The sequence below is a fragment of the Thermococcus thioreducens genome (assembly GCF_002214545.1).
Classification (GTDB): Archaea; Methanobacteriota_B; Thermococci; order Thermococcales; family Thermococcaceae; genus Thermococcus; species Thermococcus thioreducens.
The window spans coordinates 1,544,362-1,566,888 of sequence record NZ_CP015105.1; the positions used below are offsets into that span (position 1 = coordinate 1,544,362).

23 protein-coding genes and 1 CRISPR repeat array are annotated in these 22,527 nt (G+C 53.9%); of the genes, 9 read left to right on the forward strand and 14 right to left on the reverse strand.

From position 1 onward, the window contains the following. Nucleotides 1-19 precede the first annotated feature (19 nt). Nucleotides 20-2,395 (reverse strand): DEAD/DEAH box helicase, encoded by a 2,376-nt coding sequence (locus A3L14_RS08500; protein ID WP_055429712.1) that lies wholly within the window; start codon nt 2,393-2,395, stop codon nt 20-22. A gap of 49 nt (nt 2,396-2,444) precedes the next feature. On the opposite strand from A3L14_RS08500, the gene A3L14_RS08505 reads away from it, so the two are divergent. The 3 genes from A3L14_RS08505 to A3L14_RS08515 are packed head-to-tail and all read left to right on the forward strand — an operon-like array spanning nt 2,445 to nt 3,470. Next, nucleotides 2,445-2,882, forward strand: a complete 438-nt coding sequence (locus A3L14_RS08505; RefSeq protein ID WP_055429713.1) for a hypothetical protein — start codon at nt 2,445-2,447, stop codon at nt 2,880-2,882. Between the two features lie 16 nt (nt 2,883-2,898). Beyond that, nucleotides 2,899-3,129, forward strand: coding sequence for a hypothetical protein (locus tag A3L14_RS08510; RefSeq protein WP_143597768.1), 231 nt, complete (start codon nt 2,899-2,901; stop codon nt 3,127-3,129). Further along, complete coding sequence (locus A3L14_RS08515; RefSeq protein ID WP_055429715.1) at nt 3,114-3,470, forward strand: PIN domain-containing protein; 357 nt, start codon at nt 3,114-3,116, stop codon at nt 3,468-3,470. Before A3L14_RS08510 ends, A3L14_RS08515 begins: the two co-directional genes overlap by 16 nt. A 103-nt stretch (nt 3,471-3,573) precedes the next feature. On the opposite strand, the gene A3L14_RS08520 is transcribed toward A3L14_RS08515, so the two are convergent. The 6 genes from A3L14_RS08520 to A3L14_RS08545 all read right to left on the reverse strand — a co-directional run bounded on the left by A3L14_RS08520 (nt 3,574) and on the right by A3L14_RS08545 (nt 10,298). Then, complete coding sequence (locus A3L14_RS08520) at nt 3,574-4,233, reverse strand: segregation and condensation protein A (protein ID WP_055429716.1); 660 nt, start codon at nt 4,231-4,233, stop codon at nt 3,574-3,576. A 5-nt stretch (nt 4,234-4,238) separates the two neighbouring features. After that, nucleotides 4,239-7,805 (reverse strand): chromosome segregation protein SMC, encoded by a 3,567-nt coding sequence (smc, locus tag A3L14_RS08525; protein WP_074631142.1) that lies wholly within the window; start codon nt 7,803-7,805, stop codon nt 4,239-4,241. Between the two features lie 58 nt (nt 7,806-7,863). Then, the gene (locus A3L14_RS08530) at nt 7,864-8,289 is read right to left on the reverse strand and encodes a DUF835 domain-containing protein (protein ID WP_055429717.1); all 426 of its coding nucleotides are present in this window, start codon (nt 8,287-8,289) and stop codon (nt 7,864-7,866) included. Nucleotides 8,290-8,461: 172 nt separating this feature from the next. After that, nucleotides 8,462-8,863, reverse strand: coding sequence for a methylmalonyl-CoA epimerase (gene mce / locus A3L14_RS08535; protein ID WP_055429718.1), 402 nt, complete (start codon nt 8,861-8,863; stop codon nt 8,462-8,464). Beyond that, nucleotides 8,860-9,819, reverse strand: a complete 960-nt coding sequence (gene meaB / locus A3L14_RS08540) for a methylmalonyl Co-A mutase-associated GTPase MeaB (protein WP_055429719.1) — start codon at nt 9,817-9,819, stop codon at nt 8,860-8,862. Before meaB ends, mce begins: the two co-directional genes overlap by 4 nt. Before the next feature lie 47 nt (nt 9,820-9,866). Next, complete coding sequence (locus A3L14_RS08545; RefSeq protein WP_055429720.1) at nt 9,867-10,298, reverse strand: cobalamin B12-binding domain-containing protein; 432 nt, start codon at nt 10,296-10,298, stop codon at nt 9,867-9,869. A 120-nt stretch (nt 10,299-10,418) separates the two neighbouring features. On the opposite strand from A3L14_RS08545, the gene A3L14_RS08550 reads away from it, so the two are divergent. Beyond that, nucleotides 10,419-11,075 (forward strand): PHP domain-containing protein, encoded by a 657-nt coding sequence (locus tag A3L14_RS08550; RefSeq protein ID WP_055429721.1) that lies wholly within the window; start codon nt 10,419-10,421, stop codon nt 11,073-11,075. A 5-nt stretch (nt 11,076-11,080) separates the two neighbouring features. Further along, a CRISPR array of direct repeats spans nt 11,081-12,861; the repeat unit is 30 nt; unit sequence CTTTCAATTCTCCTAGAGTCTTATTGCAAC. A 455-nt stretch (nt 12,862-13,316) separates the two neighbouring features. On the opposite strand, the gene A3L14_RS08555 is transcribed toward A3L14_RS08550, so the two are convergent. The 7 genes from A3L14_RS08555 to A3L14_RS08585 all read right to left on the reverse strand — a co-directional run bounded on the left by A3L14_RS08555 (nt 13,317) and on the right by A3L14_RS08585 (nt 16,927). After that, nucleotides 13,317-13,877 (reverse strand): Maf-like protein, encoded by a 561-nt coding sequence (locus tag A3L14_RS08555; RefSeq protein WP_055429590.1) that lies wholly within the window; start codon nt 13,875-13,877, stop codon nt 13,317-13,319. A gap of 105 nt (nt 13,878-13,982) precedes the next feature. Continuing rightward, nucleotides 13,983-14,168 carry a hypothetical protein gene (locus A3L14_RS08560; RefSeq protein ID WP_055429591.1) on the reverse strand — a complete coding sequence of 62 codons (186 nt, stop codon included), beginning with the start codon at nt 14,166-14,168 and terminating at the stop codon, nt 13,983-13,985. Next, nucleotides 14,146-14,394 (reverse strand): hypothetical protein, encoded by a 249-nt coding sequence (locus tag A3L14_RS08565; protein WP_055429592.1) that lies wholly within the window; start codon nt 14,392-14,394, stop codon nt 14,146-14,148. The genes A3L14_RS08560 and A3L14_RS08565 overlap by 23 nt, the downstream gene beginning before the upstream one ends. A 1-nt stretch (nt 14,395) precedes the next feature. After that, entirely contained in the window at nt 14,396-14,620 is a 225-nt protein-coding gene (locus A3L14_RS08570; RefSeq protein ID WP_055429593.1) for a hypothetical protein, read from the reverse strand. Continuing rightward, the gene (locus A3L14_RS08575; RefSeq protein ID WP_055429594.1) at nt 14,613-14,846 is read right to left on the reverse strand and encodes a hypothetical protein; all 234 of its coding nucleotides are present in this window, start codon (nt 14,844-14,846) and stop codon (nt 14,613-14,615) included. Before A3L14_RS08575 ends, A3L14_RS08570 begins: the two co-directional genes overlap by 8 nt. Continuing rightward, nucleotides 14,836-15,072 carry a hypothetical protein gene (locus A3L14_RS08580; protein WP_055429595.1) on the reverse strand — a complete coding sequence of 79 codons (237 nt, stop codon included), beginning with the start codon at nt 15,070-15,072 and terminating at the stop codon, nt 14,836-14,838. The genes A3L14_RS08575 and A3L14_RS08580 overlap by 11 nt, the downstream gene beginning before the upstream one ends. A gap of 46 nt (nt 15,073-15,118) precedes the next feature. Continuing rightward, the gene (locus A3L14_RS08585) at nt 15,119-16,927 is read right to left on the reverse strand and encodes a PINc/VapC family ATPase (protein ID WP_074631141.1); all 1,809 of its coding nucleotides are present in this window, start codon (nt 16,925-16,927) and stop codon (nt 15,119-15,121) included. A 107-nt stretch (nt 16,928-17,034) separates the two neighbouring features. Here A3L14_RS08585 and minD point away from each other — a divergent pair, with 107 nt between their 5' ends. From minD to A3L14_RS08610, 5 genes are all read left to right on the forward strand, one after another. Beyond that, nucleotides 17,035-17,772 (forward strand): cell division ATPase MinD, encoded by a 738-nt coding sequence (minD, locus tag A3L14_RS08590; RefSeq protein ID WP_055429596.1) that lies wholly within the window; start codon nt 17,035-17,037, stop codon nt 17,770-17,772. Further along, complete coding sequence (locus A3L14_RS08595) at nt 17,769-18,512, forward strand: ATP/GTP-binding protein (RefSeq protein WP_055429597.1); 744 nt, start codon at nt 17,769-17,771, stop codon at nt 18,510-18,512. The genes minD and A3L14_RS08595 overlap by 4 nt, the downstream gene beginning before the upstream one ends. Before the next feature lie 122 nt (nt 18,513-18,634). Next, nucleotides 18,635-20,074: an asparagine synthase (glutamine-hydrolyzing) gene (gene asnB, locus A3L14_RS08600; protein ID WP_055429598.1), complete on the forward strand. Its 1,440-nt coding sequence runs from the start codon at nt 18,635-18,637 to the stop codon at nt 20,072-20,074. Nucleotides 20,075-20,217: 143 nt separating this feature from the next. Further along, nucleotides 20,218-21,432: a cell wall-binding repeat-containing protein gene (locus tag A3L14_RS08605; protein ID WP_055429599.1), complete on the forward strand. Its 1,215-nt coding sequence runs from the start codon at nt 20,218-20,220 to the stop codon at nt 21,430-21,432. Nucleotides 21,433-21,470: 38 nt separating this feature from the next. Then, a complete protein-coding gene (locus tag A3L14_RS08610; protein WP_055429600.1) occupies nt 21,471-22,508 on the forward strand; it encodes a glycosyltransferase family 4 protein in 1,038 nt (345 codons plus the stop codon). Nucleotides 22,509-22,527: the final 19 nt, after the last annotated feature.

Genomic DNA, 22,527 nt, shown 5'->3' on the forward strand with positions numbered 1-22,527 from the left:
AATCTCCCCGAATCCAGACTTAAGCTTTGTCCTCGTCCTCCACGTAAGGGGCAGTTATCACCTTCCTTATCTCCCTCGCCTTCTTCGGCCCGATTCCCTCAACCTCCTGGAGCTCCTCCTCCGTTGCCGTGAAAACCCTCTCCACGTTTCCGAAGTGCTTAAGGAGTCTCTTGGCCAGCGTCGCCGAGACATTGGGCAGACCTTCAACGATTAGCCTCTGCCTCTCAGCAAGCGTTAGAGCCTTCTTCTCGCTCCTAAGGCGAACCTCCTTCTTCCTCTCCTCCTGCTCGCGCTTGGCCATGAGGTAAATGAACTGGGCAGTCTCTTCTGTTCCGGAGGAGAACAGTATCGGAACCCCCCAGTCGAGGGTTACAGCCGCTATCGCACCCCTGATGGCGTTGGGGTGGACGTTTCTGATGCCATAGAGCTCGCCTTCAATGATTATGACGGGCTTCTTGTAGGCCCTCTTCAGCCTCTCAACCTGGTCAAAGAGCCTGCCGTCGATGATAGACCCTATGAAGTCGTTGGCGCTCTTCCTTTCTATCCCGACCTCCTCGCTCACGACGTAGTCGGCAACGTCGAGGGTTCTGACCTCTATCTCCGCTCCGAGCTCCTTCAGGTGCTTTGGAACGCCGCTCCTCAGCTCGCGGCTGTCAACGTAGACGACTATCCCCTTCGGTTTTTTCACAAAGACCGGCTTTATCGGGAGCTTCTCATAGACCTCCTCCTTGGAAGGCGTGGGTTTCTCGGCCTTTTCCACTTTCTTCTCAGCTTTTTCGGGCTTTTCCTTCGGCTTCAGGAACTCATCGAGCGGGGTTATCTTCCCCTTCGAAGGCATCTCAACACGCTCCGGAACATTTTCCCTTATTTCAGCCCGGTTTGGATGAGCTTTTTCAAGTTCACGCACTATCTTTTTTATAGCCTCGAACATGCCCTTTTCTTTTCTCCTTGAGCTCCAGTAGTAGGCTTCATCGCGCGTCCCCCGGGCCATCAGTATAACTACCCTTCCCGGCCTGTGCCTCCCGGTCCTTCCGCGCCTCTGGATGCTCCTTATCGCCGAGGGCACCGGCTCGTAGAAGACGACGAGATCGACCTCTGGAACATCGAGGCCTTCCTCGCCAACGCTCGTGGCCACCAAAACGTTGAACTCGCCGCGCGAGAACCTGTCGAGGACTTCTTTCTGCTCCCTCTGGCTCATCCCCCGGTCGTTGCTCCTGCTCGCCTGGCCGATGAAGCGCTCGGCAGTTACTCCCTCACCGTGGAGAACCTCGACGATCTTCCTTCCGGTGTCGCGGTAGTTGGTGAAAACTATGATTTTTGAGTTCGGCTTTTTCTTCAGTTGCTCCTTAACCATCTCCAGCATGCTCTCCATCTTCGGGTGGTCGAGGCCGAGCTCCTTCGCCTGGACAAGGAGGTATATCACCTTCCTCATGCGCGGGTCTTCCATGAGCTGCCTGCTGGATTTCGTCCTCTTATCTTCGCGGAGCTTCTTGAGATAAGCCCTCAGCGCAGTCAGCCCCTGCGTCTCAAGCAGTTCTATCGCGTGCTGCAGCTTCACCGCCTTGGCCTGGTACATTCTAAGCCGGCCGAGCTCGTAGTTGCCCCGCGCGACCTCCTGGTTTATCTTCGAGCCCGCCTGGAGGACTTCCCTCTTTGAGATGTCCGGCGAGTAAGTCGAGACAAGCCCGAACTGGGCGAGGGGCTTGAGGCTCTCCTTGAGCATCTCTCGGAGGAGCTTCCGCACCTCTTTGTAGATGCCGGGAAGCTCGACCTTCACCCATTCAAAGCTCATTCTTTGCACGTAGGGTTTGACGTCGGGCGAGCTCTCCGTCCTGATCTCGATGCGCTCTATCCCGAGGTTCCTGATTATCTCGCGTATCCTCTCCTCGTCGCTCCCGGGGGATGCCGTAAGACCGAGTACGAGCGGGTGTTTAGCGGTTTTAAGGTACTCCTTGGCTATGAAGACGTAGGAGTAGTTTCCCACCGCCCTGTGGGCCTCGTCAAAAACGAGCAGAACAACGTCCTCTAAGGAGATTTTTCCGGTGAGGATGTCGTTTTCAACGGTCTGGGGCGTAGCCGTCACGATGACACTCCTCTCCCACAGCTCGGCCCTCTGCTTGGGCGAGAGCTCGCCTGTAAGGACGTTTATCTTCTCCGGGGAGATGTCAAAGAGCCGCCTGAAGCTCTCGGCGTGCTGGACTGCCAAAGGCTTCGTCGGGGCGAGCATGAGGACTTTTCCCCCGTACTTCGAGAGCCTATAATCGGCTATGAGCATGGCTATAAGAGTCTTTCCTAACCCCGTCGGAAGAACCACGAGGCAGTTGTTGTCCTTACAGCGGGCGTAGATTACCTCCTGATAAACGCGGGGCTCGATTATATCGCGGCGGAGATACATGTGCCTATATCCTCGGCGAAGTTTATAAATTCTCGGACGAAGTTAGGTCATGCTCCTCACGAGACACGCCCGGGAGAGGCTCGTCAAAAGGCTGGCGAAGAGGAGAAGACCTGAACGGATGTATTCTGCACTGTGGGACTTCCTCGACCGCTCGCAGAGAATTGACGTGAACGAGAGGGTGGTAATCTTCACGGACGGGAGGAGGAGCCTGGTCTGTGCCAGGCTAGAATGCGAGATGCTGTCCCTTGAGGAAATCAGGCAGAGGGTTTCCGGGATTTCCGAGGCCTACGAGTGCGTCTTCTTCGATGGGAGGATTGCCAGGCATACAGTCCCCAGGAAATTTGTGGAAGGCCTTCCGGACGGAAGGTACTGCCTCTACATGAACCGGGAAAAGAAGAGCCTTTACATAGGGAGCGAAGAACCAATGCTGGTCATAACAATAAGGCCCGCAAAACAGAGCGAACGGGAAAAGGCTAAGAGGAAATAAAAATAACAACTTCCAGGTGAGAATGGTGGGTGGCACCAACAGTCTAGTACCTTCAACAATGGAGGTTCCGATTCCCCCAGAGTTTAAGCTCATTGCCAAGGTTCGTGGGGTACCGGAGGAAAGGCTGATTAGGGCGCTCCAAAGGTTTCTTGTCTTGGAAGCGATCTCTATGAACTCCAGGCTCGACATGAAAAACGCCAGAGGGCTCTCAAAAACCGTGGGGAAAGAAGCATGGAAATCGCTGTAGTCGTTGATACCAACGTCATCTTCGCGGCACTCGTTCGCTCAGAAGGCCTTAATAGATACATCCTGGCACTTTATCCCGAACTATTTCCGTTTTTCTATCCACAACTTGTTCAGGAAGAGATAACGAACCACATTAGTGAGATTGCAAAAAAGGCAGGAATAACACCAGAGGAGATAGAAATCGCAATGGAAATCATATTTGAACCAATGACACCAGTATCGAGCTCTCAGCTTCGTCACTACAAACAAGAAGCAAGAAAATACGTCCGGGATCATGCAGATGCTCCCTTTGTAGCCTGCGCGCTGGCACTAAAAATGAATACGATGATGTTATCCTCCTAACGTGGAATATCAAAGACTACAAAGCCAGAGACCTCAAAAATCTTGGGATCCAAGTTATAACACCCTCCGAGTTCCTGAAATGGACAAAGGAATGGGAAGAATCTCATGCCTCCCCCACAGGCACGACGAATATCTCCCCGGAGGGCTCCTCCTGAATGAGGTCAACCTTGCCCATGTTGGAGAGGAACAGCAGGTAGAGGAAAGTTCTGGCCACTATCTTCGGCGTCGGATCAAAGACCAGGTCCCAGAAGTTTATCGGCTCCCTTGTTTCCCGGTACATGTTCACGACTATCTCGTGGAGCCTGTAAACGTGCTTCTCGATGTCAACGCGGAAGTCGTCGACGACGAATACCTCCTCCTCTATCTCGACCTTCTTCCTCTTCCGCGGCTTCCTCTTCTCGGCCTCCTCAAGGGCGTCCATGAGTGCATCAAGCAGGTCGTCGAAGGTGTAGTAGCGCTCGACCCTTCTGAGCGGAGGTGCCAGGGGTTCAACCTCCACCCTTATGCGCTCCTCGTGGTGCTTCTCCTCTTCCTCCTCGTCGGCGTGGAGCAGGGCCTCGCTCTTCATCCTGACGAGGATTGACGCCGCCAGGATGGCCCTCGCCGAAACGCGGAGGTCGAGCTCCTTCATTTCCCTGAGTCTCTCGATGTACTTCTCGGTCAGGTCCACTATGTCTATGTTCCAGGGATCGACCTTGCCCATCTGAACGAGCTGGAGGAGAATGTCGACGGGCGTTATCTCCTCCTCGCGACGCGATTCCATAGTTCTCACCCGCTCAAATGTCCGAACATCTCAGCATGCTCGGCCTCGCTCCTCTTCCTTGCCTCTTCAAGTATCTTCATGGCCTTCTCAAGGCTGAGCGCCACAACTCTTGACACGCCGTTCCTCATGCTGACGCCGATTATCTTGTCCGCGTTGGCCATCATGACGTCCCTGAGGGTTATCACGATGAACTGGCTGTTCTGCGATGCTTCTTTGATGAGGTCTGCGACGCGCTTGACGTTGGCATCGTCGAGGTGGGCATCGATCTCGTCGAAGAGGTAGAACGGCGCCGGCTTGTAGCGCTGTATCGCGAAGACGAAGGCGAGTGCGGTTAGTGCCTTCTCACCGCCGCTCATGGCCTCTATGCGCTTGACGTCTTTTCCAGCAGGCTTGGCCTCTATCTCAAGACCGCCCGCGAAGGGGTCGTCCGGGTTCTCAAGGATGAGCCTGGCGCTCCCTCCAGGGGAGAGCTTCGCGAAGAGCTCCGAGAAGTTCCTGGCTATCTCGCTGAGGGTCTGCATAAAGACGTTCCTCTTCTGCCCCTCTATCTCCTCGATGAACTCCTCTATGCTCTCCTTCTCAGCCAGAACCTGCTCGCGCTTGCTCTTCAGCTCAAGGTATCTCCTCTCAACGACCTCGAAGTCCTCTATGGCCTTCATGTTGACGGGCTCAAGGGAGCGTATCTCCTCCTCCATCTTCTCTATCTGCTCCCTCAAAGCCTCAAGCTCCAGCGGGACTTCCTTGATGCTCCTTATGAGCTTGGTGTCGTGGTGCTTCAGCTCGTCCTGCTTCTCCTTCAGCGTTGCCTCGTACTGGGCGAGCTTTATCTTGAGTGTGTTGGCCTCGATGCGCAGCTCCTGGAGCTTGGAGTTGAGCTCGTCCTTCTCCGAGCGGAGGTCTATTATCTCGTTCTTGACTTTCTCGCGTCTCTCGCGGAGCTCCTTGAGCTCGTCCTTGACGCTCTCCTCAGCCTTCCTGAGCTCCTCAAGTTCCTTCTCGAACTCCTTTATCGCGTTCTCGTTCTCGGCGATGTTGGCCTTGAGGGCGTTTATCCTGTTCACGAGCCCCTCTATCTCCTCCTCGAGGTCGGCCTTCCTCGGGAGGAGCTCCTCGTTTATCCTTATCTCAAGGTTCTCAAGCTTACTTTCCACCTTGCTCAGCTCTTCCCTCAGCTTGCTTATCTCGTGCTCCACTTCCCTGATCTTCTGGTTCAGCTCCCTCGCCTCGGGGTTCTCAAGGGCCCTTTTGAGCTTCTCCCTCTTCTTCTCAAGCCGCTCTATCCTTCCGCGGAGCTTTGCCATGTCGCCCTTAGTTCCGTGAATCCTCTTCTCAAGAACCTCGATGAGCCTCTCGCTCTCCTCGATACCCTCCTTGAGGGCCTTATCTTCAGCAAGAAGACGCTCCATCTCCCTCTGGACGACCTGAAGGTCCTTGCTCAGGTCGCTCTTTCTCATGCGGAGCTCAAAGAGCTCGTTCTGGAGGCCCTTAACCTCGATCTTGAGCGCGTTAATTGAGGATTCCAAAGCTTCTTTCTCACGTTCGAGCCTCTCGGCCCTCTTCCTTATCTCGTCGACGTTTACCCCGAGCTTGCCCCTCGGCCTGTAGTGGCCGCCGGTTATCGCCCCGCTCCTCTCAAGGAGCTCGCCGCCCAGGGTCACCATACGAACCTTTCCGATTCCTACTGCTCTTGCCTCACCCATGTCGCTCACGATGAGCGTGTCCCCAAGGGCATACGCTACCGCGTTTTTGAAGCGCGGGTCGTACTGAACGACGTCCATCGCAGGGATGCCGAGCGAAGGCCTCTCGCGCATAGAACGGGGCTTTATCTTGTTGAGCGGGAGGAAGGTCAGCCTTCCGAGCTTTTTCTCCTTGAGGAGCTTGATGGCCTTCTCGGCGACCTTATCGTCCTCGACCACAACGTTGTCGTAGTTCCCACCGAGGGCGACCTCCACAGCCAGAGCATAGTCCTTGTCCTCAACGCTTATCAGCTCTCCAAGCGAGCCGTAGAGGCCGGGAATGTTCTGGTTCTTGAGGAACTCTATGGCCCGGTTGCCCCTCACCTCACGCTGGGCCTCGGCTTTGATGAGCTCTTCCCTCGCTTTAGAAAGCTCCCCTTCGACCTTTCTGAGGGCTTTGGTCTTTTCCTCAAGCTCCTTTTCCGCCTTCCTAAGCCTCGCCTCCGCCTTCGACATCTTTCCGTCTATCTCCCCGAGCTCGGAACGCTTGGCCTCAAGGGATTTCTTTGCCTCCTCGATTTTGGACTTGAGTGCCGTTCTCTTAGCGCTGTCCTGTGCAATCTTGGTCTTAAGGCGCTCTATCTCTTCCTCGAACTTCCTGATGTCGCTCTCCTTCATGTAGAGCTCCCTCTTGGCCTCCTCAAGTTCGTCAACGACCTTGTCGAAGTCCTGTTTGGCTATCGCAAAGTCCCTGTCTATCTCTCCGAGCTTGATGACCAGCTCGTTTTTGACGACCTCTTTCTCCTTTATCTCCGCCTTGAGCTTCTCGCGCCTCTTCGTCCAGCGCTGAATGGCATTCCTGCTCTTCTCTATTTCCTCGGATACCTTCTTCAGCTCCTCCTTTGTCTTGGCGAGCCTGTGCTGACTGTCCTCTATCTCCTTCTGGGCCAGCTCGATGTTCTTCCTCGCCATCTCGATCTTCGACTGAACCTCGCTGATCTTCCGGGTAACCTCAAGGATGCCGTCCTCGCTCTTATCTTCAAGCTCCTTCTCGATGGCGTTCAGCTCCTTCTCTTTGGCGACTATCTCCTTGGCTATGTCCTTGAGGCGCTCCTCTATGGCAGCTATCTCTGCCTCTATCTCCTTGTCGCGGAGATTGTTCTCTTCAATCAGGGACTTCAGCTTCCGTATCTCACCAAGGAGAAGCGTAACCTTCGCCTTCTCGACACGGTCTTTGAGGTCGAGGTAGCGGAGGGCATCGTTGCGCTCCTTTTCAAGCTTGTCGAGCTGGGATTTGACTTCCCTGATGAGCAGGTCAACGCGAGCGAGGTTTTCTTCGGCCTGCTTCAGCTCCTTCAGGGCCTTCTCCTTCTTTGCATCGTACTCCGCTATTCCTGATATCTCGTCTATGAGCATCCTCCTCTCGGTCGGGCTCATCTTGATGAACTTGGTTATATCCCCCTGGAGAACGAGGTTGTATCCTTCGGGCGAAATCATCGCGGCGCTGAGGACGTCGAGTATGTCGCTCCTGCTTGTTCTCTTGCCGTTGAGCCAGTAGGTGCTCCTCCCGTCGGGATAAACGCGGCGCTTTATCACGACCTCATCCTCATCGATTGGAAAGCCCCTGTCCTCGTTGTTGAAGTACATCGCCACCTCGGCGTACTTTGCCGGCGCCTCTGTTTTTGTGCCCGCGAATATAAGGTCGCTTATCCTGGTGGCACGCATGGCCTTGGCAGACAGTCCACCGAGAACGAAGAGAACGGCGTCACCGATGTTGCTCTTTCCAGAACCGTTGGCACCAACGATCGCTGTAAACCCCTTAGAAAGAGGGACGACTACCTTCCGGTTACCGTAGGATTTGAAGCCTTTCATTTCAATCTTCTCGATGTACGGCATGCCCTACACCTAAATTGGAGAATGATGGGATAGGTTATATAACTTTACCTGCGGTGGCTTACTCGACTATTCTACGCAGGATGTTGAGCACCTTGGTGTCTATGCCGTCACTCACGGTAACGTAGAAGTTAGAGTTCTTCATGACAGCCATGTCCCGTATCTTGCTAACGAAGCGGAGCGTGGGTTCAACACCGTTCTCTATCATCAGGTATTCAACCGCATCCAGAACAACGTCAGATCTGTTGTTCCCCAGGCGATCCCACACAATCTGCTCAATCACGTGAAGCCTGGACGGATGGACTGCCTTTGGATGGGAGACTTTAGTGACCCACACCTGGTAGACGTTGGGGGCTTTGACCTCAAAGGGTGGTCTTCGGGTTATCAGAATCTTTCCCCGCTGAGGATTTTTGGCGAGGACATCGTCGAGACGGCGGTAATCAATAACCCGTGAGCCTCTCCTCCGGGGCCGCCCCCTAAACATCATACGTCATCACTTCTCACACATTACTTGATCGACAGGGTCATGACATTACAGCCGCAGTAAGTTTGTTAATGTTCTTATAAACGTTACTGTGTGCGACTAAATTCACTAATACCCGGACCATCGAGTTAAAGAGAAAATGGGACTATGCACCTAAAATGGAGATTTTCAGACACTACCCTTCCCTTTCGCAGAGTTCGAGAAGCACACCCGTTACCGCCTTCGGGTGGACGAAGGCTATCCTCGCACCCCCGGCACCGGTGCGGGGCTTCTCATCGATGAGCCTGTAACCTTTCTCCTTGAGCTTCTCAAGGTGCTCTTCGATGTTGTCCACGCCGAGGGCTATGTGGTGTATGCCCTCCCCGCGCTTGGCTATGAACTTGGCTATCGGCGAGTCCTCGGAGGTTCCTTCAAGGAGCTCTATCCTGCTCTCGCCGACGTGGATTATCGCGGTCCTAACCTTCTGGTCGGGCACCTCTTCGATCTCCTCGACCTTTAGGCCGAGACCCTCCCAGACCTTGATGGCCTCGTCGAGGTTCCTAACGGCTATACCAACGTGGTCTATCTTCTTTATCATACCTTCACCCCCAGGGCTTTTTCAAGTACAAGATCCGCGGCAGAGTAAGGGTCAACCTCCCTCCTCACGACCTTTTCTATCAGGGCCGCCACCTCCCCCTCATCAAGCCTCTCGCTTATGGCCTTGGCTATTCTGCCCGAAACTATCGTCTTGACCTCCTCCTCGGCACGGAACTTCCTCTTCCTCTCTATCTCGCCGCTCTGAACAAGGAACCCATGGTGTTCTTTTATAGCTGACCAGAGCTCCCGGATTCCCTTCATCGTTGTCGCCACCGTCTCAACTATAGGCGGCCTCCAGCCTCTCTTTTCCCAACGCTCCTTCTCAAGGTCGAGCATGAGGTTGAGCTCGAAGTAGGTCGCATCCGCTCCTTCCTTGTCGGCCTTGTTGATGACAAACACGTCCGCTATCTCCATAAGGCCGGCCTTTATCGCCTGCACATCATCCCCCAGGCCGGGCACGGTTACGAGAACCACGGTATCGGCAGTCTTGACGATGTCAATCTCGATCTGGCCAACACCGACCGTTTCGACGAAGATCACGTCACAGCCGTAGGCATCGAGAACCTTTATGGCATCGTTGGTGGCCTTGGCGAGTCCACCGAGGGAACCCCTGGTTGCCATGCTCCTAATGAAAACTCCTGGGTCGGTGGAGTGCCTCTGCATCCTTATCCTGTCGCCGAGGAGGGCACCGCCGGTGAAGGGGGAGGTGGGGTCTATGGCTATGACGCCTACGACCTTCCCCTCCTCCCTGGCAACCCTGATGAGCTTGTCAAGAAGGGTCGATTTTCCGGCCCCCGGCGGCCCGGTTATGCCGACGATGTATGCGTTCCCCGTGTGGGGATGTATTTTCCGTATTATCTCCCTTGCCTTGTCCTCATCGTTCTCGACGAGGGTTATGAGCCTCGCCGTCGCGCGCCTGTCCCCCTGGAGCATGCGTTCTATAAGGTCGTCTATCATCGCCACCACTCGGACAAATTATCCAGAAAGAAATTATAAAGGTTGGGCTATCCCGACCTGAACTTCTTGAGCTTCGTGACGTTCTCATCGATGAAGCTTATTATGTCGCCGATCGGACTTCCCGGGCCGAAGACCTTGGCAACGCCGGTCTTCTCAAGCTGTTCGGCGTCGTCGGGCGGTATTATTCCACCGGCAATAACGAGAACGTCTTCGTTGGGCTTTATACCGCGCTCCTCAAGAAGCCTCAGAATCTTGGGAATCAGAACCATGTGCGCACCGGAGAGGATGCTTATCCCAAGGACGTCAACGTCCTCCTGGATGACGCTCTCCACTATCTGCTCCGGAGTCTGTCTTATGCCCGTGTATATGACCTCAAAACCAGCGTCACGCAAAGCCCTCGCAACGACCTTGGCTCCCCTGTCGTGACCGTCAAGTCCGGGTTTTGCAACGAGAACCCTAACCTTGGAGCGCTCGACCATTTCCACCACCGGCTGAGTTTCTCTTTTGACGTATTTAAAGGTTGTCAAAACTCAAGGTTGGGCTTTACGTTGGATATTTTGTCCAGAAGGCTTTTTAATGCCCTTTCCCGAATCCACAGCATGCTCGAATTCCCACACGACATACACACCCACACCGTCTACTCGGACGGTATCGGGGGGATAGCCGAGAACATAGCAGCTGCCGAAGAGAAGGGACTTAGACTGCTTGGCATAACCGACCACAGCCACTACCTCTCGGAGAGAACCCTCGGCAGGTACGTTAGGGAGATAAAGCGGTGGGGAGGGGAGACGGATATAACGGTGCTGGCAGGGGTTGAGGGCAACATAACATCCGGAGGAGTCGATGTTCCGGACGTCATGGCGAAAAAGCTCGACTACGTGATAGCCAGCGTCCACGAGTGGCTGGAGAGCCCGAGCCAGTACATCGGGCTTGTGAAGCTGGCCCTTCTCGATGAGAACGTGACGGTCATAGGGCACTTCGGTGCAAACTTTCCCCACATAGGGTATCCATCAATGGAGGAGCTGGAGGAGGTTCTCGATCTGGCAGAGGCCAACGGAAAGGCCTTCGAGATAAGCTCCCGCTACCGTGTTCCCGACACTGACTTCATAAGGGAGTGCATAAAGCGCGGCGTAAAGCTGGCCTTCGCGAGCGATGCCCACAGGCCAAGGGGCGTTGGGAGCGTCTCCTGGAGCGAGAGGGTTTTCAAGAAGGCGGGAGGAAAAAAGGAAGACCTGCTGTTCGGGGAGTTATTGTAAGTTTGCTTTCAATTCTCCTAGAGTCTTATTGCGGGGGGACGTTCCGTCCCCCACCCCCTCGAACTTAAACGCATGAAACACCTAGGAATTCCCCTAGAGTCTTATTGCAACTCACCTAGGTTTTCGCCCCAGCCCATGCTACTAAGGCACTTTCAATTCTCCTAGAGTCTTATTGCAACAACTATCCTGCTGAGGACTATACAGACCACCCAAAGCCTTTCAATTCTCCTAGAGTCTTATTGCAACGCGACGATTAGACGGCTCATGATTTCAACATTCGCCGCTTTCAATTCTCCTAGAGTCTTATTGCAACATGGAAAAGAATACACAAAGCTTGTGTTTGGTGAAGGCTTTCAATTCTCCTAGAGTCTTATTGCAACATGGCTGGCGGAGAAAGTGTCGAGCTTGTTAGTGTTTCTTTCAATTCTCCTAGAGTCTTATTGCAACCACTTTTACAGCGAAGAGCTTTCGCCAGCCGATCTAACTTTCAATTCTCCTAGAGTCTTATTGCAACCCGAAGGGCAGGGATGCTCTTCTTATCGCCAAGGTCTCTTTCAATTCTCCTAGAGTCTTATTGCAACAAGCTTGAGAAAATCGAAGAAGCGATAGAAGAGCTACACTTTCAATTCTCCTAGAGTCTTATTGCAACCCTTTCTCCTAACCTTAGTCTTTCTCCTCCTGACCATCTTTCAATTCTCCTAGAGTCTTATTGCAACTTTTCTCTGCCATTATCTGGAGTTGTTTTTTAACCTCTTTCAATTCTCCTAGAGTCTTATTGCAACCTGTCGAGGAAGTAGGCGATTTTAACCTCGTTCGGAACTTTCAATTCTCCTAGAGTCTTATTGCAACTCGAGCAACACGTCATACCTGCCGTTAAGTATCTCCTTATCTTTCAATTCTCCTAGAGTCTTATTGCAACCAGCCGCTGTTCCTCGTTCATTCTCTCCCAGCCGACTTTCAATTCTCCTAGAGTCTTATTGCAACAGTTCAGTCACTGAACAGGGGCTAAATCCAGTAGAACTTTCAATTCTCCTAGAGTCTTATTGCAACCAGAGACACGGAGAAGGACTTTAATGGCGCTCATCACTTTCAATTCTCCTAGAGTCTTATTGCAACAAATTTGCTATGGGTGTTTTATTGAAGCTGAAAGTTAACTTTCAATTCTCCTAGAGTCTTATTGCAACGTAAACTACCTTATATAGCCTTCCCAGAACCGCCACCAGCTTTCAATTCTCCTAGAGTCTTATTGCAACTCGAGGAGCTGAACGGCAAAATAGACGTGACGCTGTCTTTCAATTCTCCTAGAGTCTTATTGCAACCCACATCAAGGAGGGAACCGCACCGGGGACACCTAAACTTTCAATTCTCCTAGAGTCTTATTGCAACTGTGGAGGGCTTCTATAACGTCGCCCTTGATTTTGTCTTTCAATTCTCCTAGAGTCTTATTGCAACACTGAAAAAGGTAGATGGAAAAGGCTTTTTGTAATTACCTTTCAATTCTCCTAGAGTCTTATTGCAACCCTCCGTTAGCGCACTTCTCCTTAAAAAGTTTTCGGCTTTCAATTCTCCTAGAGTCTTATTGCAACAGTGTTAGCATCAGCACCGAGGACGTGGGGAGGTTCCTTTCAATTCTCCTAGAGTCTTATTGCAACGAGCGAGGTTTGCGCTCTGGTTTCCAGTGTTTGTCTTCTTTCAATTCTCCTAGAGTCTTATTGCAACCTCAACACCGCTACAGCTCCAGTGACGTGGGACATAACTTTCAATTCTCCTAGAGTCTTATTGCAACAGGCTGGAATTTCCTCCCATTTGCCCAATAAGCCTCTAAAACACCCCCAATATTTAAGCCTTTCTGGAAACCGATAGAAAAGGGACTCTCATAATGCCTGAAACGGTGAGGCCAGAGAGCTCGGAAGGGTTAAATGGGAGTCCAAGAGACTGCAAACGTTCAGTGAACAGAAAAGTCCATGTGATTTCCCGAGCACCGTGATACGTCCAAACGCCGAAAACGGCGATATTAATATTTTAAAATCCAAAATATCCAGTTTTGACAAGTTGCCGGCGTTTTCGAGCCCTGCTCCTCCCCTGTCATGATTCTCGAAGAAATTTCGTTACAATCAATGCTTAAAATAGCGACAATAAGTTATACCCTCGGAACCATAAAAAGTGATTTCCCGAGAGGCTCACCTGCGGAGTTTTAGAAATTGCTCCCTCTGAGGAGAGATATCCGAAAAATAAATTCTCTCAGCGTGATAGAACGTCAAATCCAAGCTCCCTCAGCCTCCAGACTATCTCCAGCGGGAAGCCGACGACGTTGTAGTAGTCACCCCTGATCCACTCGACGAACAGGCCGGCCTTCCCCTGTATGCCGTAAGCTCCGGCCTTGTCCATCGGCTCACCGGTTCTGACGTATGCCCATATCAACTCATCGTCCAGCTCGCGAAACTTGACTTCAGTGACTACCGCCCCAGATATTTCTTTACCCTCGTGGACTATGCAGTAGCCAGTTATAACCATGTGAACCCCTCCGCTCAGTGTTTTCAGCATCTCGTAAGCTTCTTCTTCGCTTCTCGGCTTCCCAAGGATTCTACCGTCTATGCTGACCACCGTATCGGCGCCGATGACGGTTCCGCCCACACGTTCGTAAACTTCCCATGCCTTCCTCCTGGCGAGTTCCAGGGCGTATTCTGTGGGATCCTCCAGGTTACACTCCTCACTCGCCCTGCTCGGAATAACCTCGAACCGGTCTATGAACCGGGCGAGTATCTCCCGCCTCCTCGGTGAGGCAGAGGCCAGAACCAGCATGGTCTCTCCTCCGGAAAAGGGTTAAAAAATCTTGCGAGAACCTAATCCGGCGATGAAGACAATTTCGCTAGCTGATGCGTGATGAGTACCCTCGCAGCTGAGCCGTTATGTGGGCCTTTTGAATCCAGTCCACTTTTCGATGCTTGAAACGAGTAGGTAAACGAAGGCCAGTACCCAGAGGGAACTTCCCACCAGTAGGGCGTCTGAGCCAACAAAAAACACCGACAGATATGCAAATAGCCCTCCAATTGCCAGAGTCCAGAAAACCCTATTTTTCCATATCCTCACCATCGTTCTCTCCCCCATCGGACTCACCCAGGATGAACTCCAGTTCAAGGATTCTGTCTTCCAGACGCTCCAGCTCCCTCCAGATGGCGAGAAGCAGAAAGGCCAGAACAACGAAGGAGATACCAAGGTAGAAACCCACATCCCTCCTATGTTCTGGCTGTGCGTACATAAGCAGGGAGAGGGATACGAGAAGTGCAAAAAGCGCCGAAAGGTCCCTAACGAGCTTCATCTCACCCCGCCTCCTCAAGCTCCTTCTTGAGCCTCTTTATTTCGCGGTTCAAAGTCGATATCTCTGATCTTAAGGTGCCTATCTCGTTCGCCACCCCGATTAAGGCCCAGCCGACCAGGGCAAAGAGCAGAGCCACCATGATGGCAAAGAACCAGCCTCCCGGAGATATTAGGAGGAATATCGAGAGAACGACTACCACAAAGCCCCTGGTGGAGACGTCAACCATCGGCGGTGCCCCCAGAGGCTTTGAGAGACTCTATCTCCCGCCTCAGGAAATCGAGCTTCTCGTTGAACTCCCTCCGCATCTCGCCCATCTTCCAGACTACGAGTCCCATCACAAGGAGCACCGGCCCAAGAATCAATCCAGCTCCCCCTGCGGTGAGCAGTATCACCAGGGCGACGCCCGTCAGTATGGCCCCTATAGCCTCAAGGATGTCGTACTCACCCCCCATCTTTCGTGTCCCCCCGTTCGTCCCGGAGCGCCTTTAGCTCCTCCCTAATGCTTCTGACCTCACTGCTGAGCTCCCACATCTTGACGATGAGAACGACAAGCAGAGCCAGGGGCAATAGCCCAAGGAAGAGCACCATCAGGCTTGGGCCCCCTGGGATAAAGGGCATGAATATCAGGAGTATAAAGAATATCGCCCCGAGGATTGCCAGTACGTCGGCGGCTCCCACTAGTTACCACCATAGAAAAGAAGAAGGCAAACTATAAAAAGTTTTCTCAGGCGGTCGCCCAGATTGGAATGCCAGCATCGAGGAGCCTTTTCAGCTCCTTCCCTATCGGCGTGCTCTTGCTGACCTTCACGAGCCCTTTCTTGCTCGGCGTTGCCGTAAAGACGTACTGCTCGCCACCGTAGAACTTGAGGGGCCTCTTTGCATAGTCCGGGGAAACGCGGAGGACAATCGTTTTCTTCTTCTCCTCGACCTCAACCGGTATCTTCTCCTTGGGCCTCTCGGCTTCCCTCTCGGTGAAGCTCTTGACGTCGATGCTTATACCTATCCTCTTCTCCAGCTCCGTAATCCTCTTCCCCTTCTTGCCGATTATCGCCGGGATGTCGAACTCGTCGGCGTATATTATCGCCTTGTGCGGGCTGACTATCTCGACTTCGGTGTAAACGTCAGGAAGGAACTTCTTTATCTCCTGCTTGAGCCTCTTCTCGGCGAGCTTCAAAGCGGGAGCCTTCTCCTCCTTCTTCACCGGGACGACACTTATCTCCTCGCCGTAGGTGTAAATCTCGTACTCCAGCTCGCCCGTCTCGAAATCGCGAACCTCTATCACCGGCCTCGCTAAATCTTCCTCCCTCATGCCGCTCGGCACCTTGACGAGGTACTCCAGCGTCAGGACCTTGGCGACCCTTCCGGCCTTGATGAAGATGACGGTATCGACTATCTGTGGTATCATTCCGAGCTCCACCCTTCCGATGAAGCGCTGGACTGCATCTATCGGCTTCGTTGCGTGCACAACTCCTACCATACCCACTCCCGCCAGGCGGAGGTCAGCGTATATCTTAAAGTCGCTCGTCTTCCTCATCTCGTCGAATATCGTGTAGTCCGGCCTCACCAGGAGGAGTATATCGCCGGTCTTCTCCATCCTGCCGTTTAGGGCTGTGTATTGCGTTATTTCCTCCCCAACCTGGAGGTCGCGCGGCTTTTCCATCGTCTTGACTATCCTTCCCATGCCCGCGTACCACTCGGCGAGGGCCTGGGCGAAGGTCGTCTTTCCTTCACCCGGCGCTCCGGCGATGAGTATCCCCTCCGCCTTCTCCTTGAGGCGCTCCATGAGCTTCTCGCTCAGTTCGTAGTCCTCAATGCTGAGCTTCTTGACAGGCCTGACGGCGGTTATCTCTATCCTGTCCGCGAAGGGCGGTTTGGCTATGACTATACGGTAGTTCCTGAGCTGAACGACAGTCGCCCCGGGCTCGTCGAGCTCTATGAAGCTCTCTGGATCGCGCTTTGCCCTCTCAACTATGTCGTCCGCTATCTCCTCCAGCTCCTCATCCGTGAGGATTTCGTCCCTGACCGGGACGAGCCTCCACTCTCCAGGTCTTCCCTTCTTTGCGAGGGGCCTCAGTCCGGCCTTCAGATGGACGCTCATCGTGGTCTCGTCGAAAAAGTCCTCCAGGCGGTGCCTGACATCCTTTCTGGCAGTTAAATATATCACGTCTATGCCCTTTGCTATCGCTATATCGCGCTGCACCTGGTCGCCGGTTATCAGAGTAGCCCCAAGTTCTTTGGCTATCTCCCGGACCATGCTGTCTATCTCCCCGGACTTGGCCCTTTTTATCTGCCAGAGCTCGGGCCTCTCCCCGTGGAACTCCAGGAGGATCCTGCCCTCGTTGGCCATTTCTCTAAGCTTCTTGAGTTCCTCAAGTCCAACATGGCCTATCGCCTTTCCCTCGTTGGCCTGGTGCTCTATCTCGGCTATGACCGCCTCAGGTATGATGACCTTAACATCACCATCGATACCCGCGAGGAACTGTGTAAGCCTACCGTCAACGATTACGCTCGTATCGGCAACAAACGTCCTCATTTCTCTCACCTCAGAAGATTCAAACTCTCCGTCCTCCACAATACTTCAAAGAGGTGCTATAACTAAAGGTTCATAAAGGTTTAGCCGAAAAGTAGATGGGTGGGACAATGGGCAGGCTGATCTCCATTGCAAGCGGCAAGGGGGGCACGGGAAAGACAACGACGACTGCCAACCTTTCAATCGCGCTGGGCAAAATGGGCTACCGGGTCTGTGCAGTGGACGCAGACCTCACAATGGCAAACCTCAGCCTCGTCATGGGGATAGACGACGCATACACGACCCTCCACGATGTTCTCGCCGGGAGGGCTACAATAAGCGATGCGATATACGCCACCGCCTATGAGAACGTTCACCTCGTTCCGGCATCGATAGACTGGGAGCACGTGATAAGGGCAGACCCCAGAAAGCTTCCCGAGACAATAAAGAAGCTGAAGGATAAGTTCGATTTTGTTGTGATAGACTCCCCCGCGGGGCTTCAGATGGACGCAATGAACGCAATGCTGAGCGGGGAAGAGGTTCTCCTCGTTACAAACCCTGAAATCTCGTGCGTCACTGACACTATGAAGGTTGGAATGGTTCTGAGAAGGGCGGGTCTGGCAATTCTGGGTTTCGTTCTCAACCGTTCGGGAAGGAGCGAGGCGGAAATCCCACCGGAGGTGGCTGAAGAGGTCATGGAAATACCTCTCCTCGCCGTTATCCCCGAAGACCCTGCCGTCAGGGAGGCCACCCTCGAAGGTGTCCCCGTAGTGGAGTATAAACCTGAATCGGAAGGTGCGAAGGCATTCATGGAGCTGGCGGAAAGGATCTCCAGAATATCCGGCCTCAAGGCCAGGGTGATGAGATGATAGTAACCTTCGTAGGAACTGCAGGGAGCGGAAAGACCACCCTAACAGCCTCGTTCGGAAGATACCTTGAGGAAAACGGCTACTCAGTTTCGTATGTCAACCTCGATACGGGAGTGAAGAGACTTCCCTACGAGCCCGATGTCGACGTCAGGCAGGATGTAACCGCCTGGGACATAATGGAGGAAGGCTACGGCCCCAACGGAGCAATAGTGGAAAGCTACGACCGGCTTCTCCCGAGGGTCTCCAACTACGTCTCCACGATTCTGGAGGCAGAGAGGGGAAGCGATTACGTTCTCCTCGATACCCCCGGCCAGATGGAGACTTTTCTCTTCCACGAGTTCGGTGTCAGGCTGATGGAAAACCTTCCGGAACCGTTAACGGTCTACCTCTTCAGCCCGGATATACTGAGGAAACCCGCTGATTTCTGCTTCGTTCGCTTCTTTGGCCTGATGATAGAACTGCGCCTTGGAACAACAACCGTTCCGGCCATGAGCAAGATCGACACCGTGGAGAGGCTTGAGGACTATCGGAGATACCTCGACGACATGGAGTATCTGAACGCCAGGCTCAAGCTGGAGCCCTCGATGCAGGGACTCCTGGCGTACAGGATGTGCTCGGCCCTTCCGGAGCTGGCACCTCCTACAAGGGTTCTCTATATCTCCGCCAAGACTGGAGAGGGTTTTGACGACCTTGAGACCCTTGCCTACGAGCACCACTGCACCTGCGGCGACCTGACATAGTTCAATCTCCCCCCGCAGTTTCTGGGCAGGCTTTCAGTTTAGGGGGAGCGTTATGAAAACGCTTTCAAGGGATAATGAAGAAGCCTTTTGGTGTCGTACCCCCAAGTCCCCACGGTGGGAGCATGTGTCTGATAGCTGGAGGAATCGGTGAGAGTTTGAAGGACAGGTTCATGAGGATGATAATATCCGGAAAGCACCGGGGAGAGGACTCCCTCGGCGTCTGGACCGATGAGGGCGTTTTCAAATCCGGTGACTTTTCACACCTTTCCGAGATTCCCGGGGGAAAAATAGGCCTTCTCCAGTGCAGGCTGGCGATGACGGGTTCTTCCAGCTACACCCAGCCATTCTACAACGACCTGGCCCTCGTCCACAACGGGGAGATATACAACCATGGACACCTGAGGGCCTACCTCGAAGGAAAGGGCGTCTCCTTTGAGACCGACGTTGACAGCGAGGTAATCCTAAGGCTCATTGAGCACCTCCTTGAGGGCGGGCTGGACGTATGGGGGGCCGTCAGGAAAGCTATGACGATGCTTGAGGGTGACTACGCGGTGGCCTTCAGCGATGGGGAGAGGATATATCTCTTCCGGGATCCAATCGGTGTTAGGCCTCTCTACTACTCGCCGAGCGGCTTCTTTGCCTCGGAAAAGAAAGTCCTGTGGGCAATAGGCGAAGAGGCAATACCAGTAAGGCCGGGCGAACTTGTGGTAATATCCCATAGAGGTGCCGAGGGAAGGAGGCTCTTCACGATCACAGAACTCAGGAGAGACCTGACACCGGAGAGGGCAAAGCGCGCGCTTATGAACGTCCTGGAGCACGCGGTCAGGGTCAGGACCGGGAAAAGGACAGGTATTCTGTTCTCTGGCGGACTGGACAGTTCGCTTATAGCCCTGCTGGCGTCCCACCACTCCGACGTTATTCTGTATACCTCGGGCGCAGAGAGCAGTCCCGACCTTGAATGGGCGCGAAAGGCCAGCGAACTCCTCGGGCTCCCCCTTAAGGAGTACGTCTTTGACATAGACGACGTTCGCGATGCCGTTCCAAGGGTCGTCTTCGCCATCGAGGAACCGAATCCAATGAACCTCGCGATAGGAGTTCCCCTTTATTTCTCAACTAGGCTGGCGAGCAAAGACGGATGCAGGCTTCTTCTAAGCGGACAGGGGGCCGATGAGCTCTTCGGGGGCTATGCCAAGTACCTCCGAAACCCCACGCTGATGGAGAACGACCTCCTTGAGCTGGGGGAGAAAAACCTCGCAAGGGACGACAAGATAGCCATGATCAACTCGGTCGAGGGGCGCGTGCCGTTCCTTGACCTGGCCGTTGTGTCCGTTGCGCTGGGAACACCAGTGGGGTTGAAAATCGAAAACGGCACCAGAAAGGCCATTCTGCGGAAGGTGGCGCTTGAACTAGGCCTGCCAAAGGAGATAGCGGAACGTGAAAAGAAAGCTGCCCAGTACGGGAGCCACGCCCAGAAGCTCCTCGAAAAGCTGGCGAAAGGTGAAGGGCTCACCCTGAGCGAGTACGCCCAAAGAGCCTTTAACGAGGTCTTTAAACGTGGGTAAACGATTTTGAACGTCCGTTAATCCTCCCGGCAGGAGGAGGACTTTTCTGCCCTTCCCCTTCCCCCCAAACCAAACGGGGGCAAACGATTGCGTGAAAAATGCTTAAATAAGGCTTTTCCCAAGGTAGAAGCAGGTGAAAAGGCGTGAGATGGAGAAGAGGGCTCGTAATCCTCATCGGTTTCATGTTCATGCTCGGCGGGGTTCCCCTCGGACACGCGGGTGCAGGGGACCTGAGGCTGGTCATCCTCGTGAGCGACAATGAAGCCGATGCCGCCATAGCCCAGAACATTGCAAACCTCCTCGGTGCCCAGCTGATAGTGAGCCCATGGGGCACGTACGATCCCGCGGCGAGCGCCGAGATACTCAGCATTGACCCGGACAGGGTCATAATAATCGGCGGCCCGGTTGCCGTTCCCGAGGAGTACACTAAGGACCTGGAGGAATTTGGAATCCCCTATGAACGCTGGTACGGTGAGACCAGATACGAGACGAACCTCGTGGTGATAGGGTCGCTCAAAGACGAGTTCCCTGACGTTTTTGATGGGATAAAAACCGTGGTCATAGCCAACGGCCGCGATGCCCTGGCGATAGAGGGCTACCTTGAGACCATGAAGCTGAGGCCTTACGAGTTCAAGGGGAAGCCGATACTGATTCTCACGGATGAAGGGAGGGAGAACATAACGATAGCGGCACTGGGACAGTTCAGCGGTATAACCGAGGTCAAGTACTCCATTACATATTCCGGAAGGGGGAAGCCGATGTTTCCCCTGAACAGGGAAAAACTTGATGAATGGATGAAATCCCACTTCGCAGGCTACGAGGAAGGGAGCCTTGCCCAGTCCCCCACGAGGGACGAGGTTTATTCACTTCTCATCAACGTCCAGAACAAAACCGGCCGCGCTGAAGGGCTCCTTGATGGGCTCCAGATACCGGCCGCAAGGAAGAAGCTCGAAGGGGCAAAGAGTGCCCTGAACGCTGCATGGGATGCCTACAACTCGGGTGAATACTCCAGAGCGTACCAGCTCGCCATGATAGCCAGCTTCAATGCGGACTTTGTCATATCCCGCGCATACAGCGAGATGAGGACCGTATACCAGGGATCTGTGAGGATGCAGTTAGAGCTTGAGATACACCAGCTGGAGGTCATGGTTAGGATACTCAAACGGAAGGGCTATGATGTGGGCGAGCTGGAGTCCCTCATAGCCCAGGCCAAGGAGGCGCTCAGCAGGGGAGACTACTCCGTCCTCCTCAACGACCTGATACCCAGGATCAGGAGCGAGATGGCGACGCTGGCGACCAAGAAGAGCATGCCGGGCCAACCCGGTATCCCCGGAGGAAGGGGCGGAGGGAGACCATAATCCTTTTTAACGCCTCCTCTCCATTTTCTCCGGTCAAAATGAGGATTCTGATGGTAGGACACTACCCACCGCACGGCGGAGGCGTTGCCAACCACCTGGACAGCCTTGTGCGGGAGCTGAGAAAGAGGCATGAGGTTCACGTCCTCACCTACGGGCCCATTGAGCCGAGGGGCTTTGAATCCAGATTTGTCCACTACGTCACGGTTCCACCGGTTTATGGAATCAGGGGGACGAGCTTCGCCCTGCTTGGGGCAAGGGAGATATCCAGACTCCACAGAAAATTCGGCTTTGACCTGATCCATGCTCACTTCATTGGGACGACGAGTTTTGCAGGGGTTCTCGCAAAGGAAAAAACCGGGCTCCCTCTCATTGTGACGGCCCACGGAAGCGACCTGGAGCACACGGCAACGTTAGCCCTCGGCAGGTTCTACGTGAAGAGAACACTGAACAGCGCTGACGCGATTATAGCCGTCAGCCACTGGCTCGCCAAGAAGGCGGCATCCCTCGGAGCGGATAGGGTGAGGGTCATACCCAACGGTGTCAAACCGCTAAGAGAAACCGGTGGAAGGAGGGATTACATCACGTACATAGGCGCTCTCAGGGACTACAAGAGCCCTGAAACGTTCATAGAGCTGGCCCGCCTTCTACCGGAGGAGAGGTTCCTTATGGTCGGTGACGGCCCCCTGAGAGAAAAGCTTCAGGCAGTAGCCCCCAAGAATGTTGAGTTCACAGGCTACCGGCACGACGTGGACACCATACTGTCCCGGAGCAAGCTGCTGGTTCTTCCTTCCAAGCGGGAAGGCTTTGGGCTCGTTGTGCTTGAGGCCAACAGCCTCGGTGTCCCTGCGGTGGGAAGGCGTATTAGTGCAATCCCTGAGCTTATAAGGGAGGGCAAAAACGGCTTAACGTTTGAGAGCCTCGATGAGCTGGTTGATGCCGTGAGACTGCTCCTAGAACCAAAGTTCAATGCCAAAGCGGGCCACAGGGGGAGGAGAATCGCCGGGGCGTACTCGTGGAGCAGAATAGCCCGCGAGGTTGAGGAGGTCTACGCTGACGTTCTTGGGCAACGTTTTTAACGGCCTCCTACAGGTGAAG

Excerpts from the sequence above, each read along its gene's own strand:
- A3L14_RS08505 (WP_055429713.1), top strand. The coding sequence starts at position 2,445 with ATGCTCCTCACGAGACACGCCCGGGAGAGGCTCGTCAAAAGGCTGGCG.
- A3L14_RS08515 (WP_055429715.1), top strand. The coding sequence starts at position 3,114 with ATGGAAATCGCTGTAGTCGTTGATACCAACGTCATCTTCGCGGCACTC.
- smc (WP_074631142.1), bottom strand. The coding sequence starts at position 7,805 with ATGCCGTACATCGAGAAGATTGAAATGAAAGGCTTCAAATCCTACGGT.
- A3L14_RS08565 (WP_055429592.1), bottom strand. The coding sequence starts at position 14,394 with ATGAAGCTCGTTAGGGACCTTTCGGCGCTTTTTGCACTTCTCGTATCC.
- A3L14_RS08550 (WP_055429721.1), top strand. The coding sequence starts at position 10,419 with ATGCTCGAATTCCCACACGACATACACACCCACACCGTCTACTCGGAC.
- minD (WP_055429596.1), top strand. The coding sequence starts at position 17,035 with ATGGGCAGGCTGATCTCCATTGCAAGCGGCAAGGGGGGCACGGGAAAG.
- A3L14_RS08520 (WP_055429716.1), bottom strand. The coding sequence starts at position 4,233 with ATGGAATCGCGTCGCGAGGAGGAGATAACGCCCGTCGACATTCTCCTC.
- A3L14_RS08560 (WP_055429591.1), bottom strand. The coding sequence starts at position 14,168 with ATGGTGAGGATATGGAAAAATAGGGTTTTCTGGACTCTGGCAATTGGA.
- A3L14_RS08575 (WP_055429594.1), bottom strand. The coding sequence starts at position 14,846 with ATGGGGGGTGAGTACGACATCCTTGAGGCTATAGGGGCCATACTGACG.
- A3L14_RS08595 (WP_055429597.1), top strand. The coding sequence starts at position 17,769 with ATGATAGTAACCTTCGTAGGAACTGCAGGGAGCGGAAAGACCACCCTA.
- A3L14_RS08500 (WP_055429712.1), bottom strand. The coding sequence starts at position 2,395 with ATGTATCTCCGCCGCGATATAATCGAGCCCCGCGTTTATCAGGAGGTA.
- asnB (WP_055429598.1), top strand. The coding sequence starts at position 18,635 with ATGTGTCTGATAGCTGGAGGAATCGGTGAGAGTTTGAAGGACAGGTTC.
- A3L14_RS08570 (WP_055429593.1), bottom strand. The coding sequence starts at position 14,620 with ATGGTTGACGTCTCCACCAGGGGCTTTGTGGTAGTCGTTCTCTCGATA.
- A3L14_RS08555 (WP_055429590.1), bottom strand. The coding sequence starts at position 13,877 with ATGCTGGTTCTGGCCTCTGCCTCACCGAGGAGGCGGGAGATACTCGCC.
- A3L14_RS08585 (WP_074631141.1), bottom strand. The coding sequence starts at position 16,927 with ATGAGGACGTTTGTTGCCGATACGAGCGTAATCGTTGACGGTAGGCTT.
- A3L14_RS08530 (WP_055429717.1), bottom strand. The coding sequence starts at position 8,289 with ATGATGTTTAGGGGGCGGCCCCGGAGGAGAGGCTCACGGGTTATTGAT.
- mce (WP_055429718.1), bottom strand. The coding sequence starts at position 8,863 with ATGATAAAGAAGATAGACCACGTTGGTATAGCCGTTAGGAACCTCGAC.
- A3L14_RS08610 (WP_055429600.1), top strand. The coding sequence starts at position 21,471 with ATGAGGATTCTGATGGTAGGACACTACCCACCGCACGGCGGAGGCGTT.
- A3L14_RS08545 (WP_055429720.1), bottom strand. The coding sequence starts at position 10,298 with ATGGTCGAGCGCTCCAAGGTTAGGGTTCTCGTTGCAAAACCCGGACTT.
- meaB (WP_055429719.1), bottom strand. The coding sequence starts at position 9,819 with ATGATAGACGACCTTATAGAACGCATGCTCCAGGGGGACAGGCGCGCG.